Source organism: Anaerofustis stercorihominis (assembly GCF_005844425.1).
In the GTDB taxonomy this organism is placed as follows: Bacteria; Bacillota; Clostridia; order Eubacteriales; family Anaerofustaceae; genus Anaerofustis; species Anaerofustis butyriciformans.
On the sequence record NZ_SPHL01000020.1, the window covers coordinates 1 to 18,864 of the forward strand.

21 protein-coding genes are annotated in these 18,864 nt (G+C 30.6%); 11 read left to right on the forward strand and 10 right to left on the reverse strand.

Annotation, left to right across the window (positions count from 1 at the left end):
* The 3 genes from FGQ49_RS06400 to FGQ49_RS06410 form a co-directional block, all read right to left on the reverse strand.
* A partial coding sequence (locus FGQ49_RS06400) for a hypothetical protein (protein WP_138269041.1) occupies window positions 1–249 on the reverse strand: 249 nt, incomplete at its 3' end.
* A gap of 99 nt (window positions 250–348) precedes the next feature.
* A complete protein-coding gene (locus tag FGQ49_RS06405) occupies window positions 349–2,727 on the reverse strand; it encodes a glucosaminidase domain-containing protein (protein WP_138269042.1) in 2,379 nt (792 codons plus the stop codon).
* 119 nt (window positions 2,728–2,846) lie between these two features.
* Window positions 2,847–3,959 (reverse strand): 5-methyltetrahydropteroyltriglutamate--homocysteine S-methyltransferase, encoded by a 1,113-nt coding sequence (locus tag FGQ49_RS06410; RefSeq protein WP_138269043.1) that lies wholly within the window; start codon window positions 3,957–3,959, stop codon window positions 2,847–2,849.
* A gap of 291 nt (window positions 3,960–4,250) precedes the next feature.
* Here FGQ49_RS06410 and FGQ49_RS06415 point away from each other — a divergent pair, with 291 nt between their 5' ends.
* Window positions 4,251–4,982 carry a TrmH family RNA methyltransferase gene (locus tag FGQ49_RS06415; protein ID WP_138269044.1) on the forward strand — a complete coding sequence of 244 codons (732 nt, stop codon included), beginning with the start codon at window positions 4,251–4,253 and terminating at the stop codon, window positions 4,980–4,982.
* A gap of 25 nt (window positions 4,983–5,007) precedes the next feature.
* Here the strand turns inward: FGQ49_RS06415 and clpX are convergent, their stop codons facing one another.
* The 4 genes from clpX to FGQ49_RS06435 all read right to left on the reverse strand — a co-directional run bounded on the left by clpX (window position 5,008) and on the right by FGQ49_RS06435 (window position 9,219).
* Window positions 5,008–6,261 (reverse strand): ATP-dependent protease ATP-binding subunit ClpX, encoded by a 1,254-nt coding sequence (clpX, locus tag FGQ49_RS06420; RefSeq protein ID WP_138269045.1) that lies wholly within the window; start codon window positions 6,259–6,261, stop codon window positions 5,008–5,010.
* A gap of 18 nt (window positions 6,262–6,279) precedes the next feature.
* Window positions 6,280–6,861, reverse strand: a complete 582-nt coding sequence (clpP, locus tag FGQ49_RS06425) for an ATP-dependent Clp endopeptidase proteolytic subunit ClpP (RefSeq protein ID WP_138269046.1) — start codon at window positions 6,859–6,861, stop codon at window positions 6,280–6,282.
* A 23-nt stretch (window positions 6,862–6,884) separates the two neighbouring features.
* Window positions 6,885–8,204, reverse strand: coding sequence for a trigger factor (gene tig / locus FGQ49_RS06430; RefSeq protein WP_138269047.1), 1,320 nt, complete (start codon window positions 8,202–8,204; stop codon window positions 6,885–6,887).
* Window positions 8,205–8,334: 130 nt separating this feature from the next.
* The gene (locus FGQ49_RS06435; protein ID WP_138269048.1) at window positions 8,335–9,219 is read right to left on the reverse strand and encodes a LysR family transcriptional regulator; all 885 of its coding nucleotides are present in this window, start codon (window positions 9,217–9,219) and stop codon (window positions 8,335–8,337) included.
* A gap of 121 nt (window positions 9,220–9,340) precedes the next feature.
* Between FGQ49_RS06435 and FGQ49_RS06440 the strand changes: the two genes are divergently transcribed.
* From FGQ49_RS06440 to FGQ49_RS06455, 4 genes are all read left to right on the forward strand, one after another.
* A complete protein-coding gene (locus FGQ49_RS06440) occupies window positions 9,341–9,913 on the forward strand; it encodes a DapH/DapD/GlmU-related protein (protein ID WP_138269049.1) in 573 nt (190 codons plus the stop codon).
* Between the two features lie 85 nt (window positions 9,914–9,998).
* Window positions 9,999–10,202: a 4Fe-4S binding protein gene (locus FGQ49_RS06445; protein WP_138269050.1), complete on the forward strand. Its 204-nt coding sequence runs from the start codon at window positions 9,999–10,001 to the stop codon at window positions 10,200–10,202.
* Window positions 10,195–10,752, forward strand: coding sequence for a 4Fe-4S binding protein (locus FGQ49_RS06450; RefSeq protein WP_138269051.1), 558 nt, complete (start codon window positions 10,195–10,197; stop codon window positions 10,750–10,752). The genes FGQ49_RS06445 and FGQ49_RS06450 overlap by 8 nt, the downstream gene beginning before the upstream one ends.
* Before the next feature lie 20 nt (window positions 10,753–10,772).
* A complete protein-coding gene (locus FGQ49_RS06455; protein ID WP_171020622.1) occupies window positions 10,773–11,054 on the forward strand; it encodes an ArsR/SmtB family transcription factor in 282 nt (93 codons plus the stop codon).
* A gap of 29 nt (window positions 11,055–11,083) precedes the next feature.
* Here FGQ49_RS06455 and FGQ49_RS06460 read toward each other — a convergent pair whose 3' ends face one another.
* Together FGQ49_RS06460 and FGQ49_RS06465 are read right to left on the reverse strand one after the other, a co-directional pair.
* Window positions 11,084–11,554: a hypothetical protein gene (locus FGQ49_RS06460; protein WP_138269053.1), complete on the reverse strand. Its 471-nt coding sequence runs from the start codon at window positions 11,552–11,554 to the stop codon at window positions 11,084–11,086.
* Window positions 11,555–11,564: 10 nt separating this feature from the next.
* Window positions 11,565–11,915 (reverse strand): hypothetical protein, encoded by a 351-nt coding sequence (locus FGQ49_RS06465; RefSeq protein ID WP_138269054.1) that lies wholly within the window; start codon window positions 11,913–11,915, stop codon window positions 11,565–11,567.
* A 169-nt stretch (window positions 11,916–12,084) separates the two neighbouring features.
* Between FGQ49_RS06465 and FGQ49_RS06470 the strand changes: the two genes are divergently transcribed.
* From FGQ49_RS06470 to FGQ49_RS06495, 6 genes are all read left to right on the forward strand, one after another.
* On the forward strand, window positions 12,085–12,531 hold the full coding sequence (locus FGQ49_RS06470; protein ID WP_138269055.1) for a bactofilin family protein: 447 nt from the start codon (window positions 12,085–12,087) through the stop codon (window positions 12,529–12,531).
* A gap of 80 nt (window positions 12,532–12,611) precedes the next feature.
* Complete coding sequence (locus tag FGQ49_RS06475; RefSeq protein WP_138269056.1) at window positions 12,612–12,803, forward strand: DUF1858 domain-containing protein; 192 nt, start codon at window positions 12,612–12,614, stop codon at window positions 12,801–12,803.
* Between the two features lie 42 nt (window positions 12,804–12,845).
* Window positions 12,846–13,400 carry an ImmA/IrrE family metallo-endopeptidase gene (locus tag FGQ49_RS06480; RefSeq protein ID WP_138269057.1) on the forward strand — a complete coding sequence of 185 codons (555 nt, stop codon included), beginning with the start codon at window positions 12,846–12,848 and terminating at the stop codon, window positions 13,398–13,400.
* Between the two features lie 121 nt (window positions 13,401–13,521).
* Window positions 13,522–14,649, forward strand: a complete 1,128-nt coding sequence (dprA, locus tag FGQ49_RS06485; RefSeq protein WP_138269058.1) for a DNA-processing protein DprA — start codon at window positions 13,522–13,524, stop codon at window positions 14,647–14,649.
* A 36-nt stretch (window positions 14,650–14,685) separates the two neighbouring features.
* A complete protein-coding gene (gene topA / locus FGQ49_RS06490; protein WP_138269059.1) occupies window positions 14,686–16,752 on the forward strand; it encodes a type I DNA topoisomerase in 2,067 nt (688 codons plus the stop codon).
* Window positions 16,753–17,165: 413 nt separating this feature from the next.
* Window positions 17,166–18,323, forward strand: coding sequence for an iron-containing alcohol dehydrogenase (locus FGQ49_RS06495; RefSeq protein ID WP_138269060.1), 1,158 nt, complete (start codon window positions 17,166–17,168; stop codon window positions 18,321–18,323).
* A gap of 143 nt (window positions 18,324–18,466) precedes the next feature.
* Here the strand turns inward: FGQ49_RS06495 and FGQ49_RS06500 are convergent, their stop codons facing one another.
* Entirely contained in the window at window positions 18,467–18,841 is a 375-nt protein-coding gene (locus tag FGQ49_RS06500) for a desulfoferrodoxin family protein (protein WP_138269061.1), read from the reverse strand.
* Window positions 18,842–18,864 lie beyond the last annotated feature (23 nt).

The window sequence follows — 18,864 nt, forward strand, 5'->3', positions numbered from 1 at the left end:
ATATTCATAATTTAAATTTTCTTTTAACTCATATATATCAGCATAAATATTTAATAAATTAAAGTATTCTTTTTCATCCAAATTAAAAAGGCTTAAATTTAAGAGTTTTCCTATTGAAACTATTATTTTATCGGCTTGTTTTTCTCCTGTTTTAAAAATTTCATGGCTATTTTCCATAATAGATAAACATTTTGATATTTTTTCTTTATGTTTTTTTTGACCGTCATATAAATCTATTAGTGTTCCCATACTTTTTTCCTTTTTGGTAGTATATTATAAGATACTAATATTATACACGATTTATAGTAGGATATAAAGAAGCAATTTAAAAATTGCTTCTTTATAGATTTATTTAAGTGTAATTGTTTTTGGATAAGTATAAGTATAATCTCCATGGGTGAATTTAACTTTATATTTTCCTTTAGGGAGAAGTTTTTTATTATACTTATCATAATTTCCGTATCCTTTAAAAGTTACGGAGTTTTTTGTATTTGCCTTTTTGTAGTAAAATACTTGTTTAAAAACCAGCCTGTTTTTACTGTCATAGATTCTTACCATGCTTGTTCCAGGTCTGTTTGGGGTCATATATAATGTTGTTGAATACTTTCTTTTTATTGATGTTTTGGTTATTCCCGTAGAAAGCTTTGTAGCTTTTGAGTAAACCTTAATTGTATAATCTTTTGTTTTTGTGCTTTTTCCTGAAACAGATAATATGACTCTAATAGTATAATTATTTCCTTTTGAACTTCTATTTACATAGCTTCCCGTTTTATATCCTGCTTTGTTATCCTTTGTTGCTTTTCCGTCCCAGTAAATTTTTTCTGTTGTTGTTCCTGTTTTTGATTTTGTTAAACTTTTCTTTGCAACAAGCTGTTTTTTTGAATTATAAACCTGAAGTTCTACTTTTGCATTTTTTATATTTGAATATGCACTTATGTCAACTCTTAAGTTATTTGCATATCCCGGAGTAAAACCGTAGCTTAAGGCAGGGTATATCTTAATTGAGGATATTGATATTTTAGGTGTTGTGGCATTATCTTGAGTTATGCTTGTTTTTCCTTTTCTTACAATATCAACATCGCTTTTTTTGATGTATCCAACTGAAGAAGTATGATTATATAAATTTTCATAGTGAACAGAAGAGTTTACAACTCCTATGTCAGTTTGTATTTTATAATAATCACCTTTTTCTCCGATTATAACAACAGGCATTCCAGTAGGTGTACTGGAGTTTTTGTTTGCCATTTTATAGTAAGTTTTGCTGCTACTATCTGCATTTTGATATACGTTTGTGGTTTTGTTGGTTATGGCTATTGTGTATTTTTCATAGTCTTTGCTTCCCATGTTTTTATCTTGAAGATATACGTTACCGCCTATTTTTTCACCATGATATGGGTCTGAGGCATACTTTACGTTTACTCCAATCTTTTTATTGCCGGGAGAAGTTCCATAATATCTAAAGTCAGAGTTTGCGTCAAAATATGCTCTGCTTAAGTGTCTATACGCATGTTCTTCTATACACTTTGCGGGGCTTGAAAAGCTATAAGCATTATCGGGATTTTCATCATATGCGGCAATTCCAAAAAGGTTATTTTTTGTTTGTGCATAAGAGCTTGTTCCGTATCCGCTTTCAAGGTTTGCAAAGCCTAGTTCCATAAGAGCATTTATACCGTATTTATTTTGAACGTTTATTAAGGTTTCACCCATATTTTTAAGTTTTGAATTTGTAGGGTAGGTGTTTATTCTTTTATTTATTTCTGCTGCTGTGTAGCTTGTTTTAGTTCTATATGAAAGATATGTAAAGTAAGGATAATGTGTTCCTGCTTTACTTGATGAAGTAAGGTATTTTGAAGTATAAAAGTTTACTCCGTCCATGCTATAATACTTAGTGCCGCTTTTCATAAAAGAAGGTGCTTTATCTACAACAAAACTTTGCAGCATAGATTTTTCGCTGTTTTCATATCTTTGTGAATTTACTGCGTCACTTAATACCGATACATAGTGATATAAATCTGAGTTTGAATTTACGCTGTAATAACCCATATTGTATTTTTTTGTATTAGATGAACCTGATACATACAAATCGTCAAATAAGACTTCCGGAACAAATGTAAGATTATCTGAAGATGTATAATTTGTTATTCCGCTTATTCCTATTTTGCATTTTGAAGATGTGTAATTTCCATTATTTTCCGCACCTAAATAAAATACTTCTTGGTTGTTTGTGATATATGGATTGCTTGAGCCGTAAGCATTATCAAGAACGAGCATAGCCGATGGGGCAGAAATATAAGCTCTTCCTGTTTTCATGTCTATTACTTCTTCATCTTCATTTAAAATAACAAGTCCTTTAGCTTTTTTTATGTATTCGCTTGTATTTATATTTATATATTCGTTATAAGTATTATCCATATAATTTTTTGCATTTGTAAAAGTATCAAAGGTTTTTAATTTTTCAAATTTTACAATACTGTTGTATTCATCGCTTTGTTTGTTTTTTGCAGAGTATGCATATGCAACATAAAAACTATTTGATATTTCTTTTGTTCTTTTTGCATTAGAGTTTAAATATTCTTTTGGTATTTTGTCTGTTTTGTAATATTGTTCATTTTGTGCTTCGTTTTTTACGAAATCGGGTATTTCAATATTATATAAATCCTGTGCTTCTACGTTTAAACTTGGAATCATTAACAAGATAATAAGTAATATAGCTATTATTTTTTTCATTATGTATAACTCCTTTTATATTTGTAAATTGAATTATACATAAAAAAGTTTTGATTACAACATAAAGATAAAATTGGCAAAATTGGAAAAAAATAAAAAAATCCTCAAATGAGGATTTTTTAAGCATCTTTCCAAACTTCTGTTGCTATTTCTTTTACAAGTTGTAATTTTTTAAATTGGTCTTCTTCTGTTATGTTATTTCCGTCTTCTGTTGAAGAGAAACCACACTGTGGACTTAAACATAATCTTTCAAGAGGAATGTATTTGCTTGCTTCTTTTATTCTTTCTTTTATTACTTCTTTATCTTCCAAAGTTCCTTCTTTACTTGTAATAAGACCAAGTACAAGTTTACCTTCTTTTAATTTCTTTATTGGTTCAAAAGAGCCTGCTCTGTCTGTATCGTATTCAAGGAAAAATCCGTCAAATGGAGCTTTAAATATATAATCTTCAACGAAAGAATAATCTCCTTCATATAACCAGCTGCTTTTGAAGTTTCCTCTACAACAATGTGTAGTTATTGTCATATCGTCAGGTCTATTTTTAAGAGAGTTTACCGTGATTTCTGCGAAGTCTTTTACTAAATTTTTTGTATCTATTCCTTTTTCTTCCAAAGCTTTTCTCTGTCCTTCGCTAAATAATGCACCCCAAGCAGTATCATCAAATTGAAGATATCTGCATCCTGCGTCATAATATGCTTGTATTGCATCTTGATATACTTTTGCTATATCTTCTTTTAATTTTTCAATAGATGTATAATTTGTGTCTTTTTTAAATAAATCAGAATTTACAACTCCGGAATAATAAATCATGTTAGGTCCCGGAATTGTTGTTTTTGCAACAGCATCATCCCCGCATAATTCTTTTAAATATTTAAAGTCATAAAGGAATGGGTGGTCTTTTGGGAAAGAAATTGTATCTTTAACATAGTAAGATTTTAATTTGTTCATTGTTCCTTGAAATTTACCTTGCATATCTAAAACGTAAGTCTTTATGCCATTTAAGTGAGCGATAAAATCATAATGCCAGTATTCTCTGTTAAATTCTCCGTCTGTAATTGCTTTTAAGCCGATTTCTTTTTGTTTTTCAACGATTTTTTTTATTTCTTCTCTTTCGATTTTTTTATAATCTTCAAAAGAAATACTTTCATTTTCTAAATTTTTCTTTGCTTCTTTAAGTGTATTTGTTCTAAGTAGGCTTCCTACTTGGTCATATCTGAATGGTCCTTTTGTCATTTTTAATACCTCCGAGTTAATATGTTATTTATTATACTCCTATTTTTTTTGTTTGTATAATATATAAAAATATTGGTTTGATATAGTTTTAAATTATACCTGTAATGTAATATATTTTTTGTTTTATATAAGAACATATAAAATTTTATAAAGTTTCGTTTTTTATTTGATTATGTTTTGTCATATGGTTTTAGGTTTATATGCAATCATTATGATTGCAATGAAAAATACATTTACTTTTAATAAAATAAAAAGTATAATTAAATAATCAAATAATAAAAGAGGATAAAAATGATAACATCTAAAACAAATAAATTAATTAAACTTATAAAAAGTTTAGAAAAGAAAAAATATAGAGATAAGAACAATATGTATATTCTTGAAGGAAGGAAGTTTGTTCTTGATGCAATAAACGGGGGAGGGAATATTAAATATATCATTGCAACCCCTGATTATGTGAAAGACTATAAAGATGCAATAGAAGTAAGCGAAGAGATATTTGATTATATTTCAACCACAAAAACACCTCAAGGGGTTCTTGCAGTTTTAGAAATAGAGTATAAAACATTAGATGATATAAAGGAAAGTGCTAATATATTATACCTTGATAATCTGCAAGACAGCGAAAATGTCGGAGGGCTTATAAGAAGCAGTGTTTGTGCTGATTTTGACGGTGTTGTAATAACAAAAACAACCGCTTCTCCTTTTTCTGCAAAGGCAGTAAGAGCCAGTGCGGGAAGTATTTTAAATACAAAAATAATTAAAGATGAAGATTATGTTGTTTTAAATGAATTAAAAGAAAAAGGTTTTGAGATTATTGCTTCTACTTTAAAGGGAAGTGAGAAGAATGATTTTAATAGTAAAAAGAATGTGCTTATTGTAGGCAACGAAGGAAACGGAATAAGTGATGAGTGCCTAAAATATGCAACTAAAGAAGTAAAGATTCCAATGAGCGGAAAGTGCGAATCTTTAAATGCAAATGTAAGCGGTGCAATACTTATGTATAAAATTTATGGATATTAAAAAAAGACCGAATAATCGGTCTTTTTTATTGTGCTTTTTTATCAAAAGCTTCTTTAACCATTTCTTTAGTAATGGTAATATCTTTCACATCTTCATTGTTTGGAGCTTCGTACATAACATCAAGCATAATATCTTCAAGTATGCTTCTAAGTCCTCTTGCTCCTGTTTCTCTTTTAACTGTTTCGCTGGCAATTAAATCTATTGCATCTTTATCAAAATGAAGATTTACATCATCAAGACTTAATAAGTATTTATATTGTTTGATTAAAGCATTTTTAGGTTTTGTTAGGATATTTATAAGTGCTTCTTCATCAAGTTTTTTAAGAGATGCACTTATAGGAAGTCTTCCCACAAGTTCAGGAATCAAACCGTATTTTACAAAGTCTTGAGGTTGTGCCATGCTTAAAAGTTCATCAGATGATTTATCTTTACTTCCTTGTATATCATTTCCAAAGCCCATTGAGTGGGTACCGAGTCTTTTTTTGATTACTTCGTCAAGTCCGTCAAAAGCTCCGCCGCAGATAAACAAGATATCTTTTGTATCAATTTGAATGAAATCTTGATGAGGATGTTTTCTTCCTCCTTGAGGAGGTACGTTTGCAACAGTTCCTTCAAGTATTTTAAGAAGTGCTTGTTGAACACCTTCACCGCTTACATCTCTTGTTATTGATGTGTTTTCGCTTTTTCTTGCGATTTTGTCGATTTCATCTATATATATTATACCTTTTTGAGCAAGTTCAATATTATAATCTGCTGCTTGGATAAGTCTAAGTAAGATATTTTCAACGTCTTCTCCAACGTATCCTGCTTCTGTAAGTGCCGTTGCATCAGCTATTGCAAAAGGAACTTTAAGTATTTTTGCAAGGGTAGATGCAAGAAGAGTTTTACCGCTTCCGGTAGGTCCTGTAAGCAAGATATTGCTTTTTTGAAGTTCAACCTCGTTATCTTCTTTTTGTTTATCGGTAACGTTTATTCTCTTATAGTGATTATAAACTGCAACCGCTAAAGTTTTCTTTGCTTCGTCTTGTCCGATAACATAATCATCAAGTAATTCTTTTATTCTTTTTGGTTTTTCAACTTCATTTAGATTTGGAGTTAGAGTATCTGTAAATTCTTCATCGTCATATAATGTTTCGTTGAACATTTCGCTGCATAAAGCGATACATTCATTACAGATGAAAACTCCAGGTCCGGCTACTAAACTTTTAACTTCAGATTGACTTTTACCGCAAAACGAACAATGGTTTTGGTTTTCGTAATTGTTATTTTCGTCACTCATTATAATAGCCCTCCTTTATTATCTTTTTTCAAAGACCTTATCTATTAAGCCGTATTCCATAGCTTCTTTTGCACTCATAAAGTTATCTCTGTCGGTATCTTTTTCGATTGTTTTTAATGTTTTTCCTGTTTGTTTGCTAAGTATTTTGTTTATGTCTTCTTTAATTTTCAAAAGTCTTCTTGCATGGATTTCAACATCGCTGCTTTGACCTTGGAAACCGCCAAGAGGCTGATGAATCATAACTTCACTGTTTGGAAGGGCAATTCTTTTTCCCTTTGTTCCGCAAGCAAGCAAGAATGCTCCCATTGATGCAGCCATACCGATACAAATTGTAGATACATCGCATTTGATGTAATTCATTGTATCATATATAGCCATACCGGCAGTTACACTTCCTCCCGGAGAGTTGATGTAAAGTTGAATGTCTTTTGAGCTGTCTTGAGCTTCCAAAAATAACATTTCTGCAACAACAAGGTTTGCAACCTCGTCGTTTATTTCTCCGGTTAAAAATATAATTCTGTCTTTAAGTAATCTTGAGTAGATATCATAAGAGCGTTCTGCTCTACCTTCATTTTCCACTACCATTGGAATTAATGGCATAAAAGTACCTCCGTATTGTAGAATTATTTTGCTTCTTCTTCTTTTACCTTGGCATTTTCAATTAGGAAATCAAATAATTTTCTTTGTTTGATGAAGTTGTTGATATAATCTTTTGTTGTATCATCCATTGTTTTTTTGAAGTCTTCAACTTTTTGATTATAAGCTTTTGCAAAGTTTGCGATTTCTTCTTCAACTTCTTCATCTGTTGCTTCAAAGTTTTCAACTTCCATAAGTTTTGTAAGTACCAATTCTTGTTTTACGTCATGTTCAGCTTGTTCTTCGAATAATTTCATGAAATCATCTTCGTTTTTGCCGCCGTTTTGACTTTTCATTACATCATAGTATGTTTTAGGGTCAATTCCGCTTTGCATGATTTGTTGTTCAAATTGAGCTTTTACGTCTTCTGCTTTTCTTTCGATCATGCATTTTGGAATATCAATTTCAGTGTTGTTGCAAACTTCTTCAACGATTGTGTTGATAGCTGCTCCTCTTAAATTGTTTTCTCTTTGTTGTTTGATTGTTGCTTTTAAGTCTTCTTTGTATTCATCAAGAGTATCGAATTCGCTTACGTCAGCTGCGAAATCATCATCAAGTTCAGGAAGTTCTTTTGCTTTTACTTCATGGATTTTTACTTTGAATACACTGTCTTTTCCTGCTAAATCAGGAGCATGGTATTCTTCAGGGAATGTTACGTTAACATCAACTTCTTCACCTGCTTTTTTACCGATAAGTTGATCTTCAAATCCAGGAATGAAAGAGTTGCTTCCAAGAACTAATGGATAGTTTTCGCCTTTTCCGCCTTCAAAAGCTTCATCTCCTACGAAACCTTCAAAGTCGATAACAACTGTATCTCCTTCTTTACTTTCTGTGTCTTCAACGCTTACTAATCTTGCGTTTTGTTCTCTTACTCTGTTAAGTTCGTCTTCAACGTCTTTTTCTGTTACTTCGTATTCGATAGGGTATATTTCGATACCTTTGTATTCGCCAAGTTCAAATTCAGGTTCTAATTCAACTTCAATAGTAAATGTAGCACCTTCTTCTTTGCTTATGCTGTCTAATTTTGTCATTGAAGGCATATTTACTGGTTTTAAATCATGTTCTTTGATAGCTTGTTCGTATTCAGCTGGGAAAGCTTCGTCTAAAGCATCTTCAAAGAATATTCCTTCACCGAATTTTCTTTCAATAATTTGTCTTGGGGCTTTTCCTTTTCTAAAACCGTCAATGCTGAATTTACCTTTGTTTTTTTTGTATGCAGCATCGATAGCTTTGTTAAAATCTTCTGCGGAAACAGTAATTGTAATTGTTGCCACATTGTTTTCTTTTTTATCTAATATTGAACTCATTTATAATTTTACCTCCTAAGTCCCATCTAATCAAAATAGTATTATATCATAAATGACGAGAAATTCAAGGTTTACGAGAGTTTTGTTTGTAATATATGTTTATTTTTTTTGTTTTTTTTATAAATTCATATTACCTTTTGATTTTAGCTATTTCTTTTTCAATTTCTTGTAAAAATTTTTCTTTTACTTTTGAAAAAATTTCCTGTTTTCTCCATGCAAAAACCACTCCTACTTCCATTTTGGGTTTTAGGGGAATAAAAACCAAATTGTTTTCTTTTGTACCTTGAATTATCTTATCTAAGCAAAGAGCATATCCTATGTCTTCCATAACCATTAAAGATGCATTATATAAAAGATTATATGTTGCTTTTATGTTTAAAGATTCAAAATCACCGGAAATAAAACCGCTGAATTCATTTTTTACTATTTGCTGAGATGATATTATAAGAGGAAGTTTTTTTAAATCTTCCTTTGTTATATATTCTTTTTTTGCGATTTCACTATCTTTTTTTGCTAAAATTCCCCATGTATCATGATAAGGAAGTTTTATGTAGTTATATTTTTTTATGTTTACAGGCTCAATGAAAAGGGCAAAGTCCAAAAGACCTTTATCCAGTTTTTCTCTTATGTCGTTGGAATTTCCGCTGGTTATGTGAAACTTTACGTCATGTTGTTTAGAGAAGTTTTTCATTGCTTTTGCTATCATTCTTACAGAGTATGATTCACCACAGCCTATATATATCTCTCCCTTTAAATTTTGTCCTAAATATAACATTTCTTCTTTTGTTTTGTTTGTAAGCTCTATTATTTCTTTTGCTCGTTTTTGTAAAATTCTTCCTTCTTCTGTTAATGTTATTTTCCTTCCTCTGATAAAAAGAGTTTTTCCAAGCTCCTCTTCAAGTTCTTTGATTTGTCTTGAAAGAGGAGGCTGGGTCATATTTAAGACTTTTGCAGCAGATGATATACTTTCTTCTTTTGCAACGGTTAAAAAATAATTTAGTACTTTTATATCCATTTAAACGCTCCTTTATTAGTATACTTTTAAAGTATATTATCTTATATAATATATATATTTGATATTATAACATTTAGGATTTATAATTAAAAGAGAAGTAGTTTATTAAAAAGGAGATAACATGGAATTAAAAGATTACTTAAATCATTTAAACGAAGGTAAGGTAGTTAAAGGCGGAAGCGACGTACATTTATATATGCATAAAGTAAGCGATGAGGCAAGAAGAATTACATCACAAATAAATGGAAAGTATCATACAAACGATGAAATAAGAGAATTATTCTCAAAACTTATTGGAAAAGAAGTTGATGAAACATTTGCTTTGTTTCCACCTTTTTATTCTGACTGTGGTAAAAATATAACCGTTGGTAAAAATGTATTTTTCAACTCCGGCTGCTGTCTGCAAGATCAAGGAGGTATTGAAATAGGGGACGGTTCACTTCTTGGGCATAACGTTGTAATAGCAACCCTTAATCACGATTTTAATCCAAATAAAAGAAGCGATATGCATCCAAAACCTGTAAAAATTGGTAAAAACGTATGGGTTGGCGCAAATTCTACAATAGTACCGGGAGTAACCATAGGAGACGGAGCAATAGTTGCCGCAGGGGCTGTTGTAACAAAAGATGTTGAAGCAAATTCAATCGTAGGAGGAGTTCCCGCAAAATTTATTAAATATATTATTGAAGAATAAAGCACGGTTGTTACCGTGTTTTTATTTTTTTTTGACAATTTAAGTATTTAAGAATATACTTAAATAAAAAAATTAGGAGAAGTTAATGAAAAGTAAATTTTATGCGGTTGTTTCAAATAATTGCGTGGCCTGCGGTGCTTGTATGAAAGTATGTCCAAGAGAGGCCATAAAAGTAAAAAAAGGAGTAAGAGCTTTTGTTGATGAGTCTTTATGCGTTGGATGCGGGCTTTGTGTCAATACCTGCCCTGCGGGAGTAATCAGCAAAGTAGAAAGGGGAAAAGATGAATAAGAAAAAACATTGGTATGATTATTTGTGGATATATACACCACTATATTTGATTTTAGGTTTATTTAACATATTATTTGCATGGCTTGGAATGATTGAATTTTTAATTCCTCTTTTTATTGCATTATTTGGAGGAGGAAAAGCTTTTTGCAATAAATATTGTGCAAGGGGGCAGTTATTTGATATACTTGGTAATAAGTTAAATTTATCAAGAAAAAAAGTTCCTCCAAAATTTTTATCGTCTAATTGGTTTAGATATTCATTTTTATTATTTTTTATGAGTATGTTTGTTTTAATGATAATAAACACCATAAACGTATTTTGGGGAGTTAATGATTTAAAGGAAGTAATAAAAATTTTATGGACTTTTAAGGTTCCTTTTGGATTTTCTTATACTTCGTCTATTTTCCCAGACTTTGTAGCACAGTTTGCATTTGGAATGTATGGCATGATGCTTACATCTTCTATTTTAGGTTTTGTTACGATGTTATTTTTTAGACCTAGAAGCTGGTGTGTGTACTGTCCTATGGGAACAATGACACAGTGTGTGTAAAATAAAGGAAGGTGGTTTTAGTGGAATTAAAAGCGCAGAAAGTAAGTGATGTTTTAAAAATAATATCAAATAAAAATCGTCTTCTTATTCTATGCTATTTGGAAGAGGGAGAATTAAGTGTAGGTCAATTAAGCGAAAAAATTGATTCCATTTCCATGGCTGCAATTTCACAGCATTTAAACGCACTTAAACTTGCGGGTATTGTAGAAAGCGAGAAAAAGGGATTAAGTGTTTTTTATCATATAAGTGATATGAGAGTTGTTGAAGTTATGAAAACTTTAAAAGAACTTTACTATAAATAAAAAAAGAAAGTATTTATACTTTCTTTTTTTTAAACTTCGTTGATGATTTGTACATCTTTCATTTGTTCTTTTATGTATTCGATGTTTACATCTTTTATCCATATATTTCCATTGTCAACACCAAGTTTATTTCCGTCAATATAGCAAATAAGCTTTGTTGAATCTTTGAAATATACATATAAGATTTCGCTGGTGGATTCGTTGTTCCCAAGAATTTTAATTTTATAACTGTCCAAAGATCTTATTATTTTTGTTACTTCGTTGTCATTTCCGCTTATGGATTTTTTTTCTTCCACAACCGACATGAAAGGCTCGCCTTTGTATTTAATGTATTCTATTTTTGTTATTTCTTTACCGGCTATTTGGTTATCCATTACGGAAGATAGCATGCTGTTTTTTGCAATCTTCGGAGTCAGAAACAAAATTAAAATTAGTATTATTCCTATAGCAATAAATGGAATATATTTTTTTTTGAAATTTAAGTTAATTTTAGAATTCATTTTTCTTTAATTATTTTAAATCCTTTCCTTTATAACCAATTACTTCCATTACAGGGATTACGAACATAAAGCCAAGCCCTTTGGTTTCTATATTGCCAAGGAGTTTCATAATTTCTATTTTTACTTCATCAAGCTTTTCTTCGCTTTTGATAATTGAAATTATTGTAACGTTCTTAGGTTTGTTTCCGTTTAAAATTTTTCTGATAGAAGTAAATGTATAATCTTCATTATTATAATGCATGTTTACTTTTCCAAGTCCCGTTGAATTAAACAATGTTCCTCCCACTTCACATCTGGACAATATTTCATGCACATCATCCACCAAATACATATCGTTTAAAATGATAAACAGAGCATACATTTTTCTACCTCCACACGTATCATATATAATTTAGTGTAACACAATTTTTTAAAAAAATCTAATAAAAAACAGAGGTTTGGTATTTTTTCTTGTATTTTAAATTTAGTTAGGGTATAATTAATAAATGATTAGACAATTTCTAAAGATTATTTAAAGAGAGGTTGATATAATGGCAAAAAGCAAGCTTCAAGTATCTAATAAAAGGGTTAATTACGAACAAATTGATACTATTGTGGGAAGTGATATAACTTTTATCGGAGATCTTGCAGCCGGTGGAAACGTAAGATATGAAGGTAACTTAAAAGGTAATGTTAATTTAGCCGGTAATATTATTGTCGGAAGAAATGCGTTTATTGCAGGTAACATTAATGCTAAAAATGTTCATATAATAGGTACGGTGGAAGGAATTGTTACATGTGAACAATTAAAAATATTATCTACCGGTAAACTAACCGGAGACGTTTATGTTGATAACATCATCATTGATGAAGGTGCTATTTTTATAGGTGCATGCAAAACAAAAGTTGCAGATATGGAAGATGAAACTCAAATAAGCGAAGCAATGGCAAGCGATAAAGATGTAGACTTAGACACAAAAGAATCTGAAGAAGCTTAATTTGTGATAACCTTAATCTAAAGTTTAAATAAATTCTTTATTGAAAAATTTAAACAATTTAATTATTTGGAGGTAAGAAAATGAAAATAACAAAAGAAATGGGAATTATGGATATAGTAAACAAATATCCTCAAGCTGTTTCAGTATTTCAAGCATACGGAATGGGATGTGTAGGATGTATGGCAGCAAGATTTGAAACATTAGAAGAAGGAGCTATGGCTCACGGAATCAACGTTGACGAACTTGTTGATGATTTAAACGAAAATATTTAGTTTTAAAGCCTCTTTTATCAGAGGCTTTTTTTGAGGAGATTTATGGCGAAACATTTGTATGAAAATATATATGAAAAAGCAGATTATGTAAGAGAGAAATATTTTGTTGATACTTATCCCGTAAGTTTTGATAAATTTGATGAAATATTTGAAGATTTACACTATAAAGTGAAATTTTTTGATAATTGCGATAAGTCATGCGTTATCGGAAATATGCTTATTGTAGGTAATACTTCAATGGATGAAGAAGAATTTTTAAGGAAAAATTCTACACTAAGTGATGAGACAAAAAAGAGGAGAGAGGCTTTGGCTCATGAAGCAGGGCATTTGTTCTGTCACAGCATAAATCAGCTTGAAAGTTTAGACTTATCCCTTAATAAAGAAGAAGCTCAGGCTGATGCTTTTTCTTTGTATTTTCTAATTCCCGATGATTTGTTTGAGAGTTTTTATAAAGAGTCTTATAATTCTTATGGCTCTTTTAATTATTATGAAGCCAGTGATACTTTTGGGGTTACTGTTGAATTTATAAAAAAGAGAAAAAAATATTTTGAAAAAAGTATGAGACACGAAAAAGAAAGGTTCTTTGATGATTTTTAAAACTTCCTTAATATTTGAGGAAGTTTTTTTGTGACTAAAATGTGACCAAATGTTCTAATATTATTGCAATTTACCTAAAAATATATTATCTTTAACATATACATATAAAGAGGAGAGAAAAATGAACATATCAAAATGGCTATGGCTTATTTCAACTCAAAATATCGGTGCAAAAAGAGCAATTGATTTATATGATTATTTCGGTTCAATTGATGCGGTATATGAAAATGATAATATAAGCGAATATATGAAAATAAAGGGCATAAATATGGATACTGCTACAAGAATGGTTACCGACAAGGATTTGAAGAAATACGATAGAATAATAGATAAAATGTATAATGAAAGCATAAACTATATTACCATGGACGATAAGTATTATCCTTGTGCTTTAATGGATACATACGATTATCCTCCTGTGCTTTTTTATAAAGGAAAGAATCTATTTATGGAAGATAATCCAATGATTTCAATGGTTGGAACAAGAAGAGCAAGCAATTACGGTATGAATGTCGCAAAGCAGTTTGCAAGAGAATTTTCAAATAACGGTCTTGATGTTGTAAGCGGTATGGCAATAGGAATAGATACATATGCCCATAAAGGAGCCTTAGAGGGAATGGGGGATACCATAGCTGTTTTAGGATGCGGGGTAGATAAAGTTTATCCTAAATCAAACAGGAAGATATATGATGAAATAATAGAAGGAAGAGGTATGGTTGTTAGCGAATATTTGCCAGGAACGGAACCTTTAAGTCATCATTTCCCTGCAAGAAACAGAATAATAAGTGGGCTTTCGCAAGGAACTGTTGTTATAGAAGCATCCTTTAAAAGCGGGTCTTTGATAACTGCAAAATATGCTAACGAACAGGGAAGAGAAGTTTATGCAGTTCCGGGAAATATAACTTCCAGAGTATGCGAAGGCAGTAATGCATTATTAAAAGACGGTGCCAAAATTATTTTAAGCGCAAATGATGTTTTGGAAGATTTATATTATATTTTAAAAAGACCTGTTATGCATAAGGTGACGGAAATTATAAAAGAAGAAGATTTTTATGATGATATTTTGAATAAATATAATTTAACAAAAGAAGAAAAGCTTATATGTGAACTTATAAGAGATGGTGACAATACGGCTGATTTAATAAGCAGAAAGCTTTCAAAAGAAATAAACTTTATAAATTCAACCTTGACAATGTTAGAAATAAGAGGTATTGTTATTAGCACAGGCGCAAAGCTTGAATTAAGATAGGCTTTGAAGTCTATTATTACTTGAAAGGAGCAGTAGATGTCTTATAGATTAGTAATAGTCGAATCACCTGCTAAAGCGAAGACAATACAAAAATATCTTCCAAAGGATTGTAAGGTTGTAGCCTCAAAAGGACACGTTATAGACCTTCCAAAATCAAAACTTGGAATTGATATTGAAAATAATTTTGAACCTGAATACAAGACTATAAGAGGTCAGGGGGAAAGACTTAAAAAACTTAAATCTGATGCAAAAAAAGCCGATGAAGTCATTCTCGCAACTGATAACGATAGAGAAGGAGAAGCTATTTCTTGGCATATCGCCAACTATCTTGGTCTTGATTTGAATGATAAAAACAGAATGGAGTTTTTGGAAATTACTCCATCAGCAATAAACAACGCCATTAATCATAAAAGAAAAATAGATATGAACATCGTTGATGCACAACAAGCAAGAAGAGTTCTTGATAGGCTTGTTGGTTATAAAATAAGCCCTGTACTTTGGAGTAAAGTACTTCGTGGACTTAGTGCGGGAAGAGTTCAATCTGTTGCTCTTAGAATGATTGTTGATAGAGAAAATGAAATAAGAAACTTTGTAAGTGAAGAATACTGGATAATGGACGGTATTTTTAAAAAAAAAGATACAAAAGAAGAATTTTTCAGTAAGCTTGCTTTAATAAACGGTAAAAAAGCCCAAATAAATAATAAAGAAGAAAGCGATAAAATAATAGAAGAATTAAAGAAAAATGCTTTTATTGTAAAAGATGTTAAAAAAGGAGAGAAGAAGAAAAATTCACCGCCTCCTTTTGAAACAAGTTCTCTTCAACAAGATGCAAGCAATAAACTTGGTTTTTCAATTTCCAAAACAATGATGCTTGCTCAACAATTATATGAAGGGGTTGAAGTTGAGGGAATAGGACAAATAGGTCTTATCACTTATCTTAGAACTGACTCTACAAGACTTTCAAAAGAAGCAGTTGAAGCGGGAAGTAAGTTTATAAAAGATAAATATGGAGATGAATATCTTGGATATACAGGTCCTAAAGGCAAAAGCAACAGTAAAATTCAAGATGCCCATGAAGCAATTAGACCTACTGATGTAAACTTAACTCCTGAAAAATTAAAAACATCTCTTACTGCTGATCAGTTAAAACTTTATACTTTAGTTTATAACAGATTTTTGGCATCTTTGATGAGCCCTGCTGTTTATGATACTTTAAGGGTTGATATAGAAAACGGAAGTTACACATTCCGTTCAACAGGTTCAAGGGTAAAATTCAAAGGTTATCTTGAAGTTTACAGTTATGCTTCAAAGAAAGAAGATGAAAATGAAAGTATACCACTTGTTGAAAAGGGCGAAGAGGTTTTATTAAAAGAATTAAAACCTGCTCAAAAATTCACACAGCCTCCTGCAAGATATAACGAGGCAAGTCTTGTTAAGGTTTTAAAAGAAGAGGGAATAGGAAGACCTTCTACATATTCTCAAATAATCAATACAATAAAAAACAGAGGATATGTTGAACTTGACCAAAGAAGATTTGTTCCAACAATGATAGGGGAAGCCGTTGATAAACTTTTAAGGGAGAATTTCGAGGATATAGTAGATATAGATTTTACGGCGAACATGGAAAGTAACCTTGATGATATTGAAGAAGGAAGCAAAAAATGGAAAGACGTAATATCTGATTTTTACAAAGGACTTGAAAAAGAACTTGAACATGTTAAGGAAATTGAAAGAATAAAACTTCCGGAAGAACAAACCGATGAAGTATGCGAAAACTGTGGTAAACCTATGGTTATAAAATACGGTAGATTTGGAAAGTTTATGGCTTGTAGCGGTTATCCGGAATGTAAGACCACAAAGGCTATCGTTAAAGAAATTGATGCTTCTTGCCCAAAATGCGGCGGTCAAATTGTTGAAAGAAAAAGCAAAAAGGGAAGTGTATTTTACGGATGTAAGAACTATCCTAACTGTGATTTTGCTTCTTCACAAAAACCAACGAGAAAACTTTGCCCTAAATGCGGAGAAATTTTATACGAAAGCAAAGGTAAAAAGAAAAGTTTATTTTGCAAAAACAAAGAATGTAAATATAAAGAAGAATTATAAAAAGAGAGGAAACTCTCTTTTTTTATTATTTATATAAATATTTTCGATTTATTATTTATAATATAAATACACGTTTTAGATATCCTATGGGTATTTTATTTAATGTTTATAGAAATTTAAAATTAAAAATAATATTATTTTTCACTCTATTGTGTTTTATAAATAATAATATTAAGAATAAAACTTTAAAAATATAAATTAATATAAATAACCGATAAAATAATTTTTAACTATATTTATTTAAAATGTTAATTTACGATTTGCTTTGTTAAAAACCAGGATTAGTGCATATAAAAGTGCCTATAAAAAAATATTAATTTTTCACATATTAACTATTTATTATTATAAAAAGTTTTAATTTTTATAGTATAATATTAATTAATAAAAAACGAAAAGAATCAGAGGAGAAAAGTATGAATAATTTTTATTTTCATTTACCTACAAAGGTTTATTTTGGTAAAGGACAGATAAAAAATTTACCTGAAATTTTATCCGGCTTAGGTAAAAAAGCATTGTTAGTTTACGGGGGAGGAAGTATTAAAAGAAGCGGACTTTATGATGAAGTTTTATCTTTATGCAAACAAAGCGGTGTTGAATTGTTCGAGCTTTCGGGGGTTGATCCAAACCCAAGAGTTGAGTCTGTAAGAGAAGGGGTAAAAATTTGTAAAGAAAATAATATTGATGTTGTTTTGGCAGCTGGTGGCGGAAGTACAATAGACTGTGCAAAAATGATTGCTGCTGCAGCAAAAAGCGAAGAAGATGCTTGGGAACTTGTAATACATCAAGATAAAATAAAAGATGCTCTTCCTATCGTTGATATTCTAACTCTTTCTGCAACAGGTTCCGAAATGGACCCATTTGCAGTTATAAGCAATATGAAAGAGAATATGAAAATAGGGGTTACCAGTGAGCTTTTTAAACCTAAAGCATCAATTATGGATCCAAGTTATACATGTTCTGTTCCTAAAAATCAAACGGCTGCCGGAACTGCCGATATAATGTCTCATATTTTTGAAAATTATTTTTCAAACGTAAAAGAAGGCTTTATGCAATCAAGAATGGCAGAAGCATTATTAAAGACTTGTATAAAATACGGTCCTATTGCTTATAATGATCCTGAAAATTATGAAGCAAGAGCAAATCTTATGTGGGCTTCTTCATGGGCTATAAACGGATTACTTAGCTCAGGAAACGAGGTTGAATGGTGTGTTCATCCTATGGAACATGAACTTAGCGCATTCTATGACATAACCCATGGTGTAGGACTTGCAATTCTTACTCCAAGATGGATGGAATATGTTTTAAATGAAAATACTCTTGATAAATTTGTTGAATACGGAATAAACGTTTGGGGAATTGCTCCTCATAAAGAAAAAGAAGAAATTGCTAAAGAAGCAATAAAAAATACATATGATTTCTTTAAAGGACTTGATATTCCAATGACTTTAAAAGAAGTTGGGATTGATGAAACTCACTTGGAAGAAATGGCAGAAAAAGTAGGGGAAATAAAAGGAGCTTATAAACCTTTAAATAAGGAAGATATGTTAAATATTTATAAGATGTGTCTATAAAAAAAAGAGGAGAAATCCTCTTTTTTATTTTATATAATATTATGTTAAAAATGAATGTAAATTGTTATATCCTTATATAATATTTTTTACTTAAGTTTTTTATTTAATAAAAAAAGGAGCCTTAGCTCCTTTTTAATGTTTTACTATTTTTTCCATAATCCGTGAAGATTACAATGTTCGTAAGCTGCTACGAATTCATCACCGTCAGCAAGGATAAATTCAGCTTTTGGTGCATCACCTGGTTTTAAGTTTTTAACTTGGTGACCAAGTTTTGTTTCAATCCAAATGAATTCGATGAAGTGTTCTTCAAGCATTGGATGTTCAACTTCACCTACTTGTACGCTTACTTTGTTGCCGTCAACTGTTACAGCTGGTACGTGTTTTTCTAAAGCACCGTCTGTTTGACCTGGTTTTAATTCTTCCATTTTTTCTCCGCAGCACATTACAGGTACTCCTTTGTTTACTGCAAATACTACGATGTTTCCACAATGTTTACATTTAAAAAATTTAGCTTCCATTTTTATTCCCATCCTTTTCTTAA

Bases quoted from the DNA above. Each gene is read 5' to 3' on its own strand.
- FGQ49_RS06500 (WP_138269061.1), bottom strand. From the start codon at position 18,841: ATGGAAGCTAAATTTTTTAAATGTAAACATTGTGGAAACATCGTAGTA.
- clpX (WP_138269045.1), bottom strand. From the start codon at position 6,261: ATGAGTGACGAAAATAACAATTACGAAAACCAAAACCATTGTTCGTTT.
- dprA (WP_138269058.1), top strand. From the start codon at position 13,522: ATGAACATATCAAAATGGCTATGGCTTATTTCAACTCAAAATATCGGT.
- FGQ49_RS06495 (WP_138269060.1), top strand. From the start codon at position 17,166: ATGAATAATTTTTATTTTCATTTACCTACAAAGGTTTATTTTGGTAAA.
- tig (WP_138269047.1), bottom strand. From the start codon at position 8,204: ATGAGTTCAATATTAGATAAAAAAGAAAACAATGTGGCAACAATTACA.
- FGQ49_RS06405 (WP_138269042.1), bottom strand. From the start codon at position 2,727: ATGAAAAAAATAATAGCTATATTACTTATTATCTTGTTAATGATTCCA.
- topA (WP_138269059.1), top strand. From the start codon at position 14,686: ATGTCTTATAGATTAGTAATAGTCGAATCACCTGCTAAAGCGAAGACA.
- FGQ49_RS06470 (WP_138269055.1), top strand. From the start codon at position 12,085: ATGGCAAAAAGCAAGCTTCAAGTATCTAATAAAAGGGTTAATTACGAA.
- FGQ49_RS06465 (WP_138269054.1), bottom strand. From the start codon at position 11,915: ATGTATGCTCTGTTTATCATTTTAAACGATATGTATTTGGTGGATGAT.
- FGQ49_RS06450 (WP_138269051.1), top strand. From the start codon at position 10,195: ATGAATAAGAAAAAACATTGGTATGATTATTTGTGGATATATACACCA.
- FGQ49_RS06415 (WP_138269044.1), top strand. From the start codon at position 4,251: ATGATAACATCTAAAACAAATAAATTAATTAAACTTATAAAAAGTTTA.
- FGQ49_RS06480 (WP_138269057.1), top strand. From the start codon at position 12,846: ATGGCGAAACATTTGTATGAAAATATATATGAAAAAGCAGATTATGTA.
- FGQ49_RS06440 (WP_138269049.1), top strand. From the start codon at position 9,341: ATGGAATTAAAAGATTACTTAAATCATTTAAACGAAGGTAAGGTAGTT.
- FGQ49_RS06410 (WP_138269043.1), bottom strand. From the start codon at position 3,959: ATGACAAAAGGACCATTCAGATATGACCAAGTAGGAAGCCTACTTAGA.
- FGQ49_RS06475 (WP_138269056.1), top strand. From the start codon at position 12,612: ATGAAAATAACAAAAGAAATGGGAATTATGGATATAGTAAACAAATAT.
- FGQ49_RS06445 (WP_138269050.1), top strand. From the start codon at position 9,999: ATGAAAAGTAAATTTTATGCGGTTGTTTCAAATAATTGCGTGGCCTGC.
- clpP (WP_138269046.1), bottom strand. From the start codon at position 6,861: ATGCCATTAATTCCAATGGTAGTGGAAAATGAAGGTAGAGCAGAACGC.
- FGQ49_RS06435 (WP_138269048.1), bottom strand. From the start codon at position 9,219: ATGGATATAAAAGTACTAAATTATTTTTTAACCGTTGCAAAAGAAGAA.
- FGQ49_RS06460 (WP_138269053.1), bottom strand. From the start codon at position 11,554: ATGAATTCTAAAATTAACTTAAATTTCAAAAAAAAATATATTCCATTT.